Raw genomic sequence first — 15,108 nt, forward strand, 5'->3', positions numbered from 1 at the left:
GGACAAGGGATGGACATGGTCTTGGAAGCGGACCTGCTCGGCAAGCGGTACGGCAGCACCTGGGCGTTGCGGGACTGCTCGCTGCATTTGCCGGCCGGCCGGATCGCCGCTCTGGTCGGGCCGAACGGCGCGGGCAAGAGCACGCTGTTGCACCTGGCCGTCGGGCTGCTCAAGCCCGACGCGGGCACGGTCCGGGTGTTCGGTCGATCCCCGTACGGTGACACGGAGGGACTGGCCGACATCGGGTTCGTCGCCCAGGACACCCCGCTGTACCGGGACTTCACGGCGTCCGAGTTGGTCATCGCCGGCGGCAAGCTGAACAAACGGTGGGACGCGGCGTTGGCTCGCCAGCGGCTGGCACAGCTCGGCATTCCACCGGACAAGCCGGTCGGCAAGCTCTCCGGCGGTCAACGGGCCCAGGTCGCGCTGGCCCTGGCGCTGGCCAAGCAGCCGCGACTGCTGCTGCTCGACGAACCGGTCGCCAGCCTCGACCCGCTGGCGCGACGGGAGTTCCTCCAGTCCCTGATGGGCAGCGTCGCGGAGTCGGGCACCACAGTCCTGCTCTCCTCGCACCTGCTGGCCGACCTGGAACGCGTCTGCGACTACCTGATCGTGCTGAACGCCTCCCAGGTGCAGCTCACCGGCGCTGTCGACGACCTGGTCACCGAGCACCGGCAGCTCGTCGGGCCGCGGCACGACGGCGGCGTCATCGGGGGCGTCGCCGCAGTGATCCGGGCCAGCCACACCGACCGGCAGTCAACGTTGCTCGTCCGCACCGACGGGCCGGTCACCGATCCGGCCTGGACGGTCCGCGAGGTGAGCCTGGAGGACGTCGTGCTGGCCTACCTGGCCGACGGCACCACGAAGACCAGTCACAGCGAGTGGGGGGTAGCGGCATGATCTGGTTGACCTGGCGGCAACACCGCAAGCAGGCGTTCTACACCCTGCTGGGGCTCGCGGCGCTCGCCGCCCTGCTGGTGCCCATCGGCCTGGCGATGCGGCACACCTTCTCCGACCTCGGGCTGACGGACTGCGCCAACCAACTCGCCCGCGCCGACGTGGCGCAGGCAACCCGGGACACGTGCGATGCGGGCTATCGGCGCTTCGGCGACCAGTACGGCAACCTCAGTCTGGTGGCCGTACTGCTGATCACCCTGCCGGTGCTGGTCGGCCTCTTCTGGGGTGCGCCGCTGGTCGCCCGCGAGGTGGAGCAGGGCACGCACCGGTTCGTCTGGACCCAGGGCGTCGGCCGGACCCGCTGGGCCCTGGTGAAGTTCGGTCTCGTGAGCGGGTCCGTTCTGATCCTCGCGACGGTCTACGGGCTGGGCATGTCCTGGTGGGTCGACCCGCTCACCAAGTCCGCGCACGAGGGCCGGTTCGGCATGATCGTCTTCGACCTGCAGGGCATCGTCCCGATCGGGTACACGCTGTTCGCCGTGGCGCTGGGCGTCTTCGCCGGCACCGTGTGGAAGCGGATGCTGCCCGCCATGGGCATCACCCTCGCCGGCTTCATCGGTGTACGGGCGGCGGTCGAGCTGCTGGCCCGACGGCACTATCAGCCGGCCCGGACCCAGACCTTCCCGATCGAGGGGGAAGGGCCACCGGAGGTCAGCCGGGGAGACTGGATCCTCGCGCAGGGCGTCCGGAACCCCGACGGCACGATGATCGCGGAGGGCGGTCGGATCCAGTGCCCGCCGGGCGGTAAGGGGCCGGAGGGTCGGGTCTGCGGCGCCGAGTTGGGCCTCGAACCGGGCGCGTACAACTGGCAGCTCTACCAGCCGGCGGACCGGTTCTGGCTGTTCCAGGGCATCGAGACGGGCATCTTCGTCGCCCTCGCCCTGCTCCTGCTCTACCTGGCGGTGCGCCGGGTCCGCCGGATCGCCTAGTTGGGCGACGGGTGCTCGTCGGGGAGCGGGGGCCTCGGCGATCACCCGCCCCGGCCCGATCGAGTCGGTGCACTTCCACGCCGGTGAGCCTGACGACGACCACCGACACCGATCGGGCCCAAGAGTCGCACTCCGCGTCCGCGCGGGCTCAGCCGGCCAGCCGCCGGTACCGGGCGACCGAGAGTGGCAGGAAGACCGCGACCAGCACGAGTGGCCAGAGCACCGCCAGCAACTGGTAGTGCTGCGCCGCCCAGGAGTCGCCGCCCCAACCGGGGTTACCGAACAGCTCACGGGTGGCGCCGACGGTCGCCGACAGCGGGTTCCACGCTGCCACCGCACCGAGCCAGGCGGGCATGGTGGACGGTGCGACGAACGCGTTGGAGAGGAAGCCGAGCGGAAACTCCAGGGTCTGCACGGCCACCACTGCCGTCTGCCCGCGGGTGACCAGTCCGAGGAAGATGCCGACCCAGATGAGGGCGAAGCGCAGCAGCAGGATCAACCCCACCGCTGCCAGCGTGGCGCCGACCCCACCGTGTGCCCGCCACCCGATTGCCAGGCCGGTCAGCAGCAGGACCCCGAGGGTGACCAGCGCGAACAGCATGTCGGCCACCGCCCGGGCCGCCAGCGGTGCCAGCGGTGAGACGGGCATCGATCGGAGCCGGTCGGTCACCCCGCGCTCCAGGTCCTCGGCAACGGCGATGGTGGTGAGACTGATGCCGAAGACCATGGTCATCACGAACATGCCGGGCATCAGGAACTCTCGGTAGTTTCCACCGCCGGGCACCTGCAACGCGCCACCGAACAGGTAGGCGAACATCAGCACGATCAGGATGTTGAAGCCGAGCGAGGCGATCAGCGGGCCGGGATCGCGTCGCCACCGGGCCAGGCCGCGCCAGATCAGCGTGCCGCTGTCGGCCAGGAGGGTGGGCCGGCCGGGCGTCAGGTCCACCGGCGGGGCCGGCATACTCACCGCGCTCATGCCGCCACCTCGGCCGACGCCGCCCGGTGCCCGGTGAGGTGCAGGAACACGTCGTCCAGGGTTGGGCGGCGCAGCGCGACGTCCGCCACCGGGATGTTCACGGCGTCGAGCGCCCGCAGCACGTCGACGAGCGCGCCGGCCTGGTGGCCGACCCGGACGCTCACCATCCGCCGGTCCACGTCGACGGTCGGTTCGTCGTCGGCCGCCCGGCGTATCTGGGTGACGGCGGCGGCAAGGTCGGTCGGCGCCGCGACGACCACCTCGATCCGATCGCCGCCGAGCCGGGTCTTGAGGTCGTCCGGAGTCCCCTCGGCTATCACCCGGCCGGCCTCGACCACCGAGATCCGATCGGCGAGTTGGTCGGCCTCGTCCAGTTGTTGAGTGGTGAGCAGCACCGTGGTGCCGGTGCGTACCAACTCCCGGACCGACTCCCACACCTCGTTGCGGCCACGCGGGTCCAGCCCGGTGGTGGGCTCGTCGAGGAAGAGGACCGCGGGGGCCAGGATCATCCCGGCCGCCAGGTCGAGCCGTCGGCGCATGCCGCCGGAGTACGTGCTGACCGGCTGTTCGGCGGCGTCGGCGAGACCGAAGCGTTCCAGCAGCTCGACCGCCCGTTGACGGGCCCGGCGGCGACCCAGGTGAAACAGTCGGCCAAAGAGCACGAGATTCTGTCGGCCGCTCAGCGCCTCGTCGAGCGCGGGATGCTGCCCCACCAGCCCGATGCGGTAACGCACCTGGTCGGGCTGGCGGGTCACGTCGAAGCCGGCCACCTCGGCGCGACCCTCGTCGAGGCGGAGCAGGGTGGCGAGGATCCGTACCGCTGTGGTCTTGCCGGCCCCGTTCGGGCCGAGCAGGCCGCACACCGTTCCCCGCGGCACCCGCAGGTCGAACCCGTCCAGCGCGTACCGGTCCCGATACCGCTTGCGCAGCCCCTGCGCCACTATCGCGTCGGCTCCTGTCATCAGAGCGCTCCCCTCCCGAAACTGTCCGTCCGCACTACCGTACAGCGTACGATAACGCGTACGGGAAGCGTCACGAAGGCCAGAGTGAGTGAGGTCAGAACGAAGCACTGTGGATCACGCGCCACCCGCTCCGGAGCCGGGCCGGCACCGGCGGGCAGTCGCGGCTACTCGGGCTCGGCGGTCCCGCCCTGGCCCGCGACACCGACGTTCAACGGGTCGGCCAGGAGTTTGTCGAACGCCAACTCGGCGGCGCCGATCAGGACGGCGTCGCGGCCGAGCGCCGCCGCGCGCAACCGCAGGTGCTCGCGGGACGCGGGCAGCGGCATCGTGTCGAGCCGATCCCGAACCACGTCCGCACCGGCGGTGAAGATGTCGCGCAGCGAGCCACCGAACACCACTGCGTCCGGGTTGACCACGTTGACCAGGTTCGCCACGCCGAAGCCGAGCCAGTCCGCCACCTGCTCGACCGCCGCGCGGGCGGTCTGGTCGCCCTCCGCCGCGGCGCGCAGCACCTCGGCCACCGCCGCGCGGTCGCTCGGGTCACGGCCGGCGTGTCGCAGGAGCGCGGCTTCGGAGATCTCGGTCTCCCAGCAGCCGCGTGAACCGCAGCCGCAGGGCAGGCCGTTGGGGTTGACGACCATGTGGCCGACCTTGCCGCTGTGACCCCGGTGGCCGACCACCAGTCGGCCACCAACGATGATGCCGGCGCTGATGCCCAGGTCGCCGTGCAGGTAGATGACGTCGTCGATGCCGGCCGCGACGCCCCGGACATGCTCGGCCAGGCCGGCGATGTCGGCCAGGTCGCCGGCCACGAAGCCGGGGCCGCAGCGGAACTCCGCCTCCAAAGCCGCGCCGAGCGTCTCGTCGATGCTGGCGATCCGGAGCCTGCCGTCCGGATCGCGGGTGGTGTCGGTGACGGCGGCGGCGCCGCCGACCAGCAGCGCGTCGCCGGCCACCGAACGTTCCATGTCGCGGACGAGGTCGGCGAGGGGCCCTACGGCTTCGATCGCCGACATGCCGCTGGGTCGGGGGATCTCCCGCAGGTCGAGGATCTGCCCGCCGAGGCCGACCCGGGCGGCACGCAGCCGGTCCGCGTCGATGCTCAACGCGTGTGCGTAGACCCGGTCGGAGCGGGGGCTGACCACCAGCGAGGGGCGGCCGGCGCGGCGGGCGGTGGTCGGTGCCTCCTCGGTGACCAGGCCGCCGGTGACCAGGTCGGCCGCGAGGGCGCCGATGGTGCTTCGGTTGAGGCCGAGCCGGCTGGTCAGTTCGGCGCGGGACGTCGGTCCATGCAGGTGGACGTAGCGCAGCACAGCGCCGAGGTTCTGCCGCCGGATCTCCTCCTGGCTGGCGCCGGGAACCGACGGCAGCGGGGATTCGGGGTTGCGGCCGACGCCGGCTGGCCTGGCCCGTACTGGTGTCGCCACGGTCAGACCTCCTTCCGGGTCGATGCCGGTTGGTGCGGGGGTGCAGGGACGCCGATGGGTCCCGGTAGAGGAGACCCGGGACCCATCGGCGTTACTACCTACCGTGCGGTGATTACTTGGTGAGCGGAGCGAGCTTCGGGTCGGTGGCGTACGCCTCAGCCGCGTTCGCCTTGGTGACGGCGACCGGCGGGAGCAGGTACGTGTCGACGACCTTGCTGCCGTTGTTGTAGGACTTGGTGTCGTTCACCTGCGGCTTGTCGCCGGCCTGGAGAGCCTTGACCATGTTGATGGTCTCCTTCACCAGGTTGCGGGTGTCCTTGTTGATCGTCATGTACTGCTCGCCCTTGACGATCGACTTGACCGACTCAACCTCGGAGTCCTGACCGGTGACGATCGGGGTCGGCTTGCCAGCACCCTTGACCGAGGTCAGGATGGCGCGGGCCAGCGTGTCGTTCGGGGAGAGGACGCCGTCCAGCTCCTTGTTGCCGTAGGTCGAGGTCAGCAGCTGGTCCATGCGGGCCTGCGCACCCTCGGCCTTCCAGCCCTGGATGGCGGTCTGCTTGACCTCCTTCTGACCCGAGGCGACGACCACGTTGCCCTTGTCGATCTCCGGCTTGAGCACGTCCATCGCGCCGTTGAAGAAGACACCGGCGTTGTTGTCGTCCGGCGAGCCGGAGAACAGCTCGATGTTGTACGGGCCGTTCGGCTTCTTGGCCTTCATGCCGTCCAGCAGGGCCTGGCCCTGGAGCTGGCCGACCTTGAAGTTGTCGAAGGCGACGTAGTAGTCGAGGTCCGGGGTGTTCGTGATGAGCCGGTCGTAGGCGATGACCTTCACGCCGGCCGTGTGGGCCGCCGCGACCTGGGTCGACAGCTGCGCGGCGTCGGTCGCGCCGATGACGATGACCTTGGCGCCCTTGGTGACCATGGCGGTGATCTGGGCCTGCTGGTCGGCGACAGTGGTCGACGCGCCGGCGTACTGCACGTCACCCTGGAAGCCGGCCTCCTTGAGGCCGTTGCTGAACAGGTCACCGGCGAGGACCCAGTTCTCCGAGGTCTTGGCCGGCAGGGCCACGCCGATCAGCGAGTTGGCCGCGAAGCCCTTGGCGGCCTCGCCGCCGGAGCCGGTGTCGCCGTCGCGGCCGGAGCCGCAGCCGGCGAGGGCCAGCATGGCGGCGGCGCTGATGGCCACCACCGACGTGCCGAAGAATTTACGCATGGTGAGGACTTGCCTTTCTAGATGGTGAGGCGGGTAGAGAGGTCGGTGGCCGTCAGCCGGACACCGCTGCCTTGGCGGGCTCGCGCTCCGCGTCCGGCGGTGAGGCGGGTGGGACGGAGTCGTCGCGGCGGAAGGGCCGCATCAGGCTCCCGATGATGGAGAAGCGCCCCTGGCTCTTGTTGTAGACGTCGATCGCGACGGCCAGCAACAGGACCAGACCCTTGATGATCTGGACGCGGTCGGTGCCGACACCCATGAGCTGAAGGCCGTTGTTGAGCACGGCCATGACGAGACCACCGACGATGGAGCCGCTGATGGTGCCGATACCGCCGGCGACGGCCGCACCACCGATGAAGACGGCGGCGATGGCGTCCAGCTCCCAACCGTTGCCGTCCTGCGGTCCGGAGGCCGCCGAACGGGCCACGAAGATCATGCCGGCCAGGGCGGCCAGGACGGACATGTTCATCATGACGAAGAAGTTGACCCGCTTGAGCTTCACACCGGACAGCTCGGCCGCCCGGGAGTTGCCGCCCACCGCGTAGATGTGCCGGCCACCGGCGGTGTTGCGGGTGTAGAAGGAGTACGCGATGACCAGGACCAGCAGGATGATGCCGGAGATCGGGAAGCTGGTGCCGACGCGACCGCTGGCGAAGCGCAGCGCCGCGAAGGCGATGACGCCGACCATGATGGCCATCCGCAGGATGGAGATCCACATGGGCGCCGGGTCGGCGTCCATGGCCCGTCGGGTCTTGCGGGCCTGGACCTCGCGCCACACCACGGCCAACGCCGCGGCCAGGCCGAGCAGCAGAGTGGCGTTGTTGTAACCGGTGTTCGGACCGAACTCGGGCAGGAAGCCGGAGCCGATCTCCCGGAAGCCCTCCGGCACCGGGACGGTGCTCGCGTTACCGATGAACTGGTTGCCGCCGCGGAAGAGCAGCATGCCCGCCAGGGTGACGATGAACGCCGGCACCCCGATGTAGGCCACCCAGAAGCCCTGCCAGGCGCCGATCACCGCGCCGATGGCGAGGCCGAACACGATGGCAGCGGGCCAGGGAAGGTCCCACTCGGTCATCGACTTGGCGACCAGGATGCCGGCAAAGGCGGCGACCGAGCCGACCGAGAGGTCGATGTGTCCGGCCACGATCACCATGAGCATGCCGATGGCCAGAATCAGAATGTACGAGTTCTGCTGGAACAGCGCGATCAGGTTGTCCGACCGCAGGGTGAGCCCGTCGGTCAGGATCTGGAACAGGACGACGATCGCCACCAGGGTGAAGATCATGCCGAACTGGCGAGCGTTGGAGGTGGTGCCTCCGAACAGGTTCTTCTGAAGGTCCTTCAATCGGCTCATCGTGTGGCCATCTTCTTCGTCGAGGTCATCTGCTTCATGAGGGTTTCCGGGGTGGCGTCCGCCCGGGCGATCTCGCCCGTGATGGCGCCTTCGAACACTGTGTAGATGCGGTCGCACAGCCCGATCAGCTCAGGCAGCTCCGAGGAGATGACGATGACGCCCTTCCCCTGGTCGGCGAGCCGCTGGATGATGCCGTAGATCTCGTACTTGGCACCCACGTCGATGCCGCGCGTCGGCTCGTCGAGGATCAGCAGGTCCGGGTCGGTGAACATCCACTTGGCCAGGACGACCTTCTGCTGGTTGCCGCCGGAGAGCTTGGAGACGCTCTCGTCGACCGTCGGGGCCTTGGTCCGCAACTCCTTGCGGTACGACTCAGCCGCCTGGTATTCCTCGACCTCGTTCAGGACGCCGTGGTGCGAGATCTTGGACAGCTTGGCGGCCACCGTCGACGTCTTGATGTCGTCGAGCAGGTTGAGGCCGATCGCCTTGCGGTCCTCGCTGACGTACGCGAGACCGTTGTCGATGGCGTCCGCCACCGACTTCAGGACGATCTCCTTGCCGTCCTTGATGATCGTGCCCGACTCGAACACCCCGTAGGAGCGGCCGAAGACACTCATCGCGAGTTCCGTGCGGCCCGCGCCCATGAGACCGGCGAAGCCGACGATCTCGCCGCGGCGCACCACGAAGCTCTCGTTCTTGCAGACCTGCCGCTCGGCGGAGATCGGGTGCCGGACGTTCCAGTTGCGGACCTCGAAGAAGACGTCACCGATCTTCGGCGTGTGGTCCGGGAACCGGCTGCTCAGCTCACGGCCGACCATGCCCCGCACGATCCGGTCCTCGTCGACCCCGTCCGCCTTGACATCGAGGGTCTCCACGGTCCGGCCGTCGCGCAGGATGGTGATCTGGTCGGCGATCGCCTCGATCTCGTTCAGCTTGTGCGAGATCATGATCGAGGTGATGCCACGGGAGCGGAACCCGCGCAGCAGGTCCAGCAGGTGCTTGGAGTCGGCCTCGTTGAGCGCCGCGGTGGGCTCGTCGAGGATGAGCAGCTTCACGTCCTTGGCGAACGCCTTGGCGATCTCGACGAGCTGCTGCTTGCCGACCCCGATGTCCTTGATCAGGGTGTCCGGGTTCTCTTCCAGACCGACCCGGGCCATCAGGTCCAGCGCCATCCGGTTCGCGGCCTTCCAGTCGATCGCCCCCCGCTTGCGCGGTTCGTTGCCGAGGAAGATGTTCTCGGCGATCGACATCCCTGGAATGAGCGCGAGCTCCTGGTGGATGATCACGATGCCGGCGTTCTCACTGGCCCGGATGTCGGAGAACTTGCTCTCCGACCCCTGGTAGATGATCTTGCCGTCGTAGGTGCCGTGGGGGTACACCCCGCTGAGCACCTTCATCAGGGTGGACTTGCCCGCGCCGTTCTCGCCGCAGATGGCATGGATCTCGCCGGCGCGAACCACCAGGTTGACGTCGGAGAGGGCCTTGACTCCGGGAAACTCCTTGGTGATGGAGCGCATCTCAAGGAGGATGGGCACGTCGCTCATCGCTCGTACCACCTCGCCAACGTCATCGGTTGCCTCCGGAAGGTTGAACCTTCACTTGGTTTTGTTGTTGACGGCAACGTATTGCGGCCGGAGGGCCATCCGCAAGGCGAGGGACTGTTGAAAAAGTAACAATCCGGCAATATAGATGTCGCACAGTGTTCGTCCACCACAGCGGCAACGACAGTCCCTCCCGGGACCCGAGGCCTGACCGCAGCACCCACGCCCACCTGCGACAACGCGCCAATCGACCCCGGCCGTTCCCGCAGCTTTCCCACCAGGCAAGATGCCCCCGGGACGGTGCATCCGGTAACGCAGCGCACACGTCACGCCATCGAATACTGGGAATCGAGCTCCAGCCCAGCGCCGTACGCGAGGCGCACCGCGAGCCCCTGGCGGCTGATGTGACCCACGCCTCTACCGCCCGCACGCATCGACGGTCACCACCCTGGAGCGATGGGCACCGGACGACGGGTCAGAGCCCGAAAATCCCTTATGCGCGGTTCGTGACGGCACAGACCAGGTCCCGCATATGACCCACCGCCGCACGAGGCGTACCCCCGCGCGGGGTGTCTGACCGGTCGTCGTCGGGCAGGATCCGCACCGGCGGTGCGGATCCTGCCTCGGTGGGAGTCTGCGGCCCGCTCGGTGTGCGGGATCAGTGACCGGCGTTCTGGCCGCCGTCGACGTGCAGGATCTCGCCGGTGACGAACGGGGCGGACTCGAGATAGAGGACGGCGTCGACGACGTCGCTGGTCTCGCCCATCCGGCCGACCGGGTGCAGGCCCGCGAGCGTCTCGTGCGTCTCGACCGGGTGCATCGGGGTCTTGATGATGCCGGGCGCGACGGCGTTGACCCGTACGCCCCGAGCCGCGTACTCGATGGCCAGGGACTTGGTGGCCGAGCTGAGGCCGCCCTTGGTCAGCGACGCGAGCACCGACGGAACGTGCGAACTGGGCTGGTCGACGAAGCTGGTCGTGATGCTGACGATGTGCCCCGAGCCCCCGGCCAGCAGGTGCGGCAGGACGCGGCGGGTGAGGTGGAAGAAGCCGGCGAGGTTGACCCCGGTGACCAGGTCGAACTCCTCGTCGGTGTAGTCGGTGAACGGCTTGGCGACGAAGACACCGGCGTTGTTCACGAGAGTGTCGATCCGCCCGAAGCGGTCCAGTGCGGCACGTACCACCCGCTCGGCGGTGTCGGCCTCCGCGATGTCGCCCTGGACGGTGACGATCTCCGGGTCGTCGGACGCGCCGATCGAGCGCGAGGTCGCCACGACGCCGCACCCGAGCTTGCGGTAGGCGGCCACGAGGTCGGCGCCGATGCCCTGGGAGGCACCGGTGATAACGACGACCTTCTGGCTCTGACTGCTGTTCATGAGGGAACCACCTTCGCTAGACGACTGGTCTACTAAAAGCTAGCCGACCGGTCGTGTATCGTCGAGGCATGGGTCGAACCAGTGACGCGAAGAACAAGATCCTCGACGCGGCCGCCACGCTGATCGAGCAGCGCGGCTACACGGCGCTCGGCGTGGCCGAAATCTGCGCGGCGGCGGGCGTGCCGAAGGGCAGCTTCTACTACTTCTTCGAGTCCAAGCAGGCGCTCGCCCGCGCCGTCATCGACGAGCACTGGATCACCCAGCGACGCCAGTGGGAGCAACTGCTCGGCAGCGAGCGCGACCCGCTACAGCGACTCCGGGACCTGTTCGAGGCCACCGAGGAGATCCAGCGCGTCGGCCAGCAGAAGGCCGGCGTGGTCGCGGGCTGCCTGTTCGGCAACCTCGCCCTCGAACTCAGCAACCAGGCCGAGGAGATCCGCGGCCGGCTCCAGGAGATCTTCGAGGAGCAGATCAGCCTCATCGAGCAGGTCGTCGTCGAGGCGAAGGAGCGCGGCCTGGCGGGCCCGGCGGTCGACAGCCGGGAGGCCGCCCGATCGATCGTCGCGCAGATCGAAGGGCGGGTCCTTCTCGCGAAGTTGCTCAACGATCCGACCCAGCTGGAGACGCTGTGGCGCAACTGCCTCGACCTCCTCCAGGCGCGGACCACCACCGGCTGAACGGACGACGGTCGCTGACCGTCCACTCCGGGGCGCACTGCGCGGCCGCTCAGTAGCATCGGCGAGGCACGATATTCAGGCGGACCCCTCCCCGACCGGATCGAGCACTCGACATGACGACCGAGCAGACCACGTCTCCCCCGCGTGCCGGTGTCGGCATCGCCGCTCAGGGACTGGGTCAGAGCGTCCGGAGCGGTCGCCGGATCCTGACCGACATCTCAGTGAGCATCGCGCCGGGCGAGCTGGTCGCGATCATCGGCGCCAGCGGCGCCGGCAAGACCACCCTGCTGGAGATCCTCGCCGGGGTACAGCAACCGGCATCGGGCACCGTGACGTACGACGGCACCACCGCGGCCGGCACCATCGGAATCGTTCCGCAGGACGACATCATCCACCGCGAGCTGCCCCTGGCCCGCACCCTGCGGTACGCCGCCAGACTGCGCCTGCCCTCCACCACCGGGCCCGCCGAGATCAGTGACCGAGTCGCGGAGGTGCTCGCCGAGCTGCGACTCACCGACCGGGCCACCACGCCGGTCGGCCTGCTCAGCGGCGGTGAACGCAAGCGCGCCAGCATCGCCGTCGAGCTGCTCACCCGGCCCGGTGTGTTCTTCCTCGACGAGCCCACCTCCGGATTGGACCCGGCGATCGCCGTGGAACTGCTCCGGGTGCTCCGGGCGCTCGCGGACACGGGCGCCACCGTCGTGCTGACCAGCCACCAGATCACCGACGTGGACCACTGCGACCGGGTCGTCGTGCTGACCCGTCAGGGCCGACTGGCGTTCACCGGCACCCCGGCCGCCGCCCGGGAGTTCTTCGGCGTGCGGTCCCTGGCCGAGGTGCACCTCCGGCTCGACGAAGCGACGCAACCCGCCGAGTGGCCCGACCGCTTCGCCGAGCAGCGCGCGACCGAGGGGCCGTCAGGTACCACCGACGACGGTGACGTCTCCGCGACGCCGCCCCGGCGCGTCGGCCGGCTGCGCCAGTGGGCCGTCCTCACCGCGCGCAACGCGGAGATCGTCGTCCGCAACCGGCTGACCCTGGCGATCCTGCTCGGCTCGCCGCTGATGGTGCTCGGTATGTTCGCGCTGCTGTTCCGCCCGGGAGCGTTCGAGCCGACCAGCCCCAGCCCGACGGTGACCGTGATGATCCTGTTCTGGATCGCGTTCGGCGGCTTCTTCTTCGGGCTGACCTACGGGCTCCTCCAGATCTGCACCGAGCTGCCGATCCTGCGCCGGGAGCGGCTCGCCGGTGTCCGGCTGGTGCCGTACCTGTTGGCGAAGGTCGCGGTGCTGCTGCCGCTGCTGGCCCTGGTGGACCTGGCCCTGCTCGGGGTGCTGCGCGGCATGGACCGGCTACCGCCGGTCGGCGGCGCCGACTTCGCCGCCCTGTACGCGACCCTCCTGCTCTCCTCGACGGCGGCGCTCGCCCTCGGCCTGCTCTGCTCGGCGGCCGTGTCCGACGCGGCCCAGGCGACGCTCATGCTGCCGATGCTCTGCTTCCCACAGGTGCTGTTCGTCGGCGCGATCCTGCCGGTGCCGGCCATGGCGGTCGGCGGTCAGTGGCTCAGCTACGCGATGTCGAACCGCTGGGCGTTCGAGGGCCTCGGGCACACCGCCGGTGTGGAGCGGCTCTGGCGCGACGGTGGCTCCCCGCTCGGCCCGCCGCTGCTGGCCACGTACGGCGACAGCTTCTCTCGGCCGGTGTGGGTCGACTGGCTGGTGCTCGGCGGTTTCGTCCTGCTCTTCCTGGGCGCGGCCTGGGCGGTACTACTCCGACGGGATCCACGTCGTGGGTCCTGACCCGACGCCGCCGGCCTCCCCCACGGCGCTGCCGGGATACGCCGCCACCGGCCGGATCGACGAGCTGCGGGCCACCGAGTACCGACACCTGGACACCGACGGGCAGGTGTACCTCGACTACGCCGGAGCCGGGGTGGCCGCCCAGGCGCAGGTGCGCAATCACCACGACCGGTTACTCGCCGGCCTGTACAGCAACCCCCACTCGGAGAACCCCACGAGCGTGGCGGCGGGGTCGCTGGTGGAGTCGGCGCGACGCGCGGTGCTCGACTACTTCCGCGCCGACCCGGACGAGTACGCCGTCGTCTTCACCCCGAACGCCAGTGGCGCCTGCCGGCTGGTCGGCGAGGCGTACGACTTCGGCCGGACCGCGAAGCTGACGCTCACCTGGGACAACCACAACTCGGTCAACGGCATCCGCGAGTACGCCCGGTCGGCCCGCGCGTCCGTACGCTACCTACCGCTGAGCGGCCCGGAGCTGCGGGTCGCCGAGTCGGACCTGGTCGCGGCGCTCGACGCCGGCAGTGGCGGCCTGGCCCGTCGCCGGGGTCGGCCCGGTCGGCGCGGGCTGTTCGCCTATCCGGCGCAGAGCAACTTCTCCGGTGTGCAACACCCGCTGGGCTGGGTGGAGCTTGCCCACCAGCGCGGCTATGACGTGCTGCTCGACGCTGCCGCCTTCGCGCCGACGAACCGCCTGGACCTCAGCGTCGTACGGCCGGATTTCGTCTGCCTGAGCTGGTACAAGCTCTTCGGCTACCCCACCGGGGTCGGCGCGCTGCTGGCCCGCCGTTCGGCGCTGGCCCGGTTGCGCCGGCCGTGGTTCGCCGGCGGCACGATCCGCGCGGTGAGCGTGCAGGGCGACTGGCACCGGCCGATGGACGACGAGTCGGCGTTCGAGGACGGCACGCTCAACTTCCTGAGCATTCCGGACGTGGAGTTCGGGTTGCGCTGGCTCGACTCGATCGGCGTGGACCTCGTCCATGCCCGGGTCGGCCTGCTCACCGAGTGGCTGCTGGAGCGGCTGGCCACCCTGCGGCACGACACCGGCGGGCCGCTGGTCCAGGTGTACGGGCCGGCGACGGGTGCGGGGCGCGGTGGCACTGTGACCTTCAACCTCCGTCACCCGGACGGCACGCTGGTCGACGAGCGGCTCGTGGCGCGGGAGGCGGCAGCGGCCGGTCTGTCCCTGCGTACCGGCTGTTTCTGCAACCCGGGCGCGGCCGAGGGCGCGTTCGGGATGAGCCGGACGTCGATGCGGCAGCGGCTGTTGGCGGGGGTCGACACGATCGACCAGTACCTTGACGCGCTGGGGCTGCCGACGGGCGGCGCGGTCCGCGTCTCGTTCGGACTGGCCTCGATCGCGACCGACGCGGAGCGCCTCGTCGACTTCGTCCAGTCGACCTATCTCAACCGGGGTGCCGGTACGGAGTCACCACTGCCACCTCGGCTGCGCTGCTGACCGCCCGGCCCCGCCGACTAGCTGACCTGGGCCACGGGTGCTGGGCGGTGCTTGATCTCCTCCATGAACGGGAACCGGGCGGTCAGCTCGGCGACCGTCAGGCCGGCGCGCCAGGCGGCGGCCACCTGGGCGACCTGCACCAGATCCATGACGTCACCGCGGGCGAGCACCTCTCCCGAGACGCGCAGGTCAATCATGAAGTACCGGGCCTGCGAGCCCAGCCCCACACAGACCACGCCCTCGTCGGAGTGCAGCTCGGCGCAGGTGAACCGGGCCCGCCCCTGCTCCGGCGCTGTCACCCGACCGACGTCGAGCCCGTGGTGGGCAGCGGTTTCGATCAGCGCGGGGGCCAGGCCACCCCGCTCGACCAGATCCGGGTAGAGGCGCACACCCAGCGCCGTCGACGCCTCGCTCATGACTGACTCCCACTTCCTTGTGA

13 protein-coding genes are annotated in these 15,108 nt (G+C 69.7%); 5 read left to right on the forward strand and 8 right to left on the reverse strand.

All coding sequences use genetic code 11. The annotated features are described in order from the left end of the window. Nucleotides 1–9: 9 nt before the first annotated feature. Together OG992_RS11085 and OG992_RS11090 are read left to right on the forward strand one after the other, a co-directional pair. Nucleotides 10–900, forward strand: a complete 891-nt coding sequence (locus OG992_RS11085; RefSeq protein WP_238686346.1) for an ABC transporter ATP-binding protein — start codon at nucleotides 10–12, stop codon at nucleotides 898–900. Then, nucleotides 897–1,886, forward strand: coding sequence for an ABC transporter permease (locus OG992_RS11090; protein WP_266303162.1), 990 nt, complete (start codon nucleotides 897–899; stop codon nucleotides 1,884–1,886). Before OG992_RS11085 ends, OG992_RS11090 begins: the two co-directional genes overlap by 4 nt. A gap of 148 nt (nucleotides 1,887–2,034) precedes the next feature. Here OG992_RS11090 and OG992_RS11095 read toward each other — a convergent pair whose 3' ends face one another. From OG992_RS11095 to OG992_RS11125, 7 genes are all read right to left on the reverse strand, one after another. Then, nucleotides 2,035–2,865, reverse strand: coding sequence for an ABC transporter permease (locus tag OG992_RS11095; RefSeq protein WP_266303163.1), 831 nt, complete (start codon nucleotides 2,863–2,865; stop codon nucleotides 2,035–2,037). Then, entirely contained in the window at nucleotides 2,862–3,827 is a 966-nt protein-coding gene (locus tag OG992_RS11100) for an ATP-binding cassette domain-containing protein (protein WP_266303164.1), read from the reverse strand. Before OG992_RS11100 ends, OG992_RS11095 begins: the two co-directional genes overlap by 4 nt. A 164-nt stretch (nucleotides 3,828–3,991) precedes the next feature. Continuing rightward, on the reverse strand, nucleotides 3,992–5,254 hold the full coding sequence (locus OG992_RS11105) for an ROK family transcriptional regulator (RefSeq protein ID WP_238686350.1): 1,263 nt from the start codon (nucleotides 5,252–5,254) through the stop codon (nucleotides 3,992–3,994). 112 nt (nucleotides 5,255–5,366) lie between these two features. Beyond that, a complete protein-coding gene (locus OG992_RS11110) occupies nucleotides 5,367–6,470 on the reverse strand; it encodes a sugar-binding protein (RefSeq protein WP_238686351.1) in 1,104 nt (367 codons plus the stop codon). A 52-nt stretch (nucleotides 6,471–6,522) separates the two neighbouring features. Next, nucleotides 6,523–7,821 carry a multiple monosaccharide ABC transporter permease gene (gene mmsB / locus OG992_RS11115; protein ID WP_238686352.1) on the reverse strand — a complete coding sequence of 433 codons (1,299 nt, stop codon included), beginning with the start codon at nucleotides 7,819–7,821 and terminating at the stop codon, nucleotides 6,523–6,525. Next, the gene (gene mmsA / locus OG992_RS11120) at nucleotides 7,818–9,365 is read right to left on the reverse strand and encodes a multiple monosaccharide ABC transporter ATP-binding protein (RefSeq protein ID WP_266303165.1); all 1,548 of its coding nucleotides are present in this window, start codon (nucleotides 9,363–9,365) and stop codon (nucleotides 7,818–7,820) included. The genes mmsB and mmsA overlap by 4 nt, the downstream gene beginning before the upstream one ends. A 655-nt stretch (nucleotides 9,366–10,020) precedes the next feature. Then, a complete protein-coding gene (locus OG992_RS11125) occupies nucleotides 10,021–10,737 on the reverse strand; it encodes an SDR family NAD(P)-dependent oxidoreductase (protein ID WP_266303166.1) in 717 nt (238 codons plus the stop codon). A gap of 68 nt (nucleotides 10,738–10,805) precedes the next feature. Here OG992_RS11125 and OG992_RS11130 point away from each other — a divergent pair, with 68 nt between their 5' ends. From OG992_RS11130 to OG992_RS11140, 3 genes are all read left to right on the forward strand, one after another. Next, the gene (locus OG992_RS11130) at nucleotides 10,806–11,414 is read left to right on the forward strand and encodes a TetR/AcrR family transcriptional regulator (protein WP_266303167.1); all 609 of its coding nucleotides are present in this window, start codon (nucleotides 10,806–10,808) and stop codon (nucleotides 11,412–11,414) included. A 113-nt stretch (nucleotides 11,415–11,527) separates the two neighbouring features. Beyond that, on the forward strand, nucleotides 11,528–13,213 hold the full coding sequence (locus tag OG992_RS11135; RefSeq protein ID WP_266303168.1) for an ATP-binding cassette domain-containing protein: 1,686 nt from the start codon (nucleotides 11,528–11,530) through the stop codon (nucleotides 13,211–13,213). Then, complete coding sequence (locus tag OG992_RS11140) at nucleotides 13,203–14,669, forward strand: aminotransferase class V-fold PLP-dependent enzyme (protein ID WP_266303169.1); 1,467 nt, start codon at nucleotides 13,203–13,205, stop codon at nucleotides 14,667–14,669. The genes OG992_RS11135 and OG992_RS11140 overlap by 11 nt, the downstream gene beginning before the upstream one ends. Nucleotides 14,670–14,686: 17 nt before the next feature. On the opposite strand, the gene OG992_RS11145 is transcribed toward OG992_RS11140, so the two are convergent. After that, nucleotides 14,687–15,085, reverse strand: a complete 399-nt coding sequence (locus tag OG992_RS11145; RefSeq protein WP_238686358.1) for a hypothetical protein — start codon at nucleotides 15,083–15,085, stop codon at nucleotides 14,687–14,689. Nucleotides 15,086–15,108: the final 23 nt, after the last annotated feature.

It is taken from the genome of Micromonospora sp. NBC_00362 (genome assembly GCF_026342155.1).
Taxonomy (GTDB): domain Bacteria; phylum Actinomycetota; class Actinomycetes; order Mycobacteriales; family Micromonosporaceae; genus Micromonospora; species Micromonospora hortensis.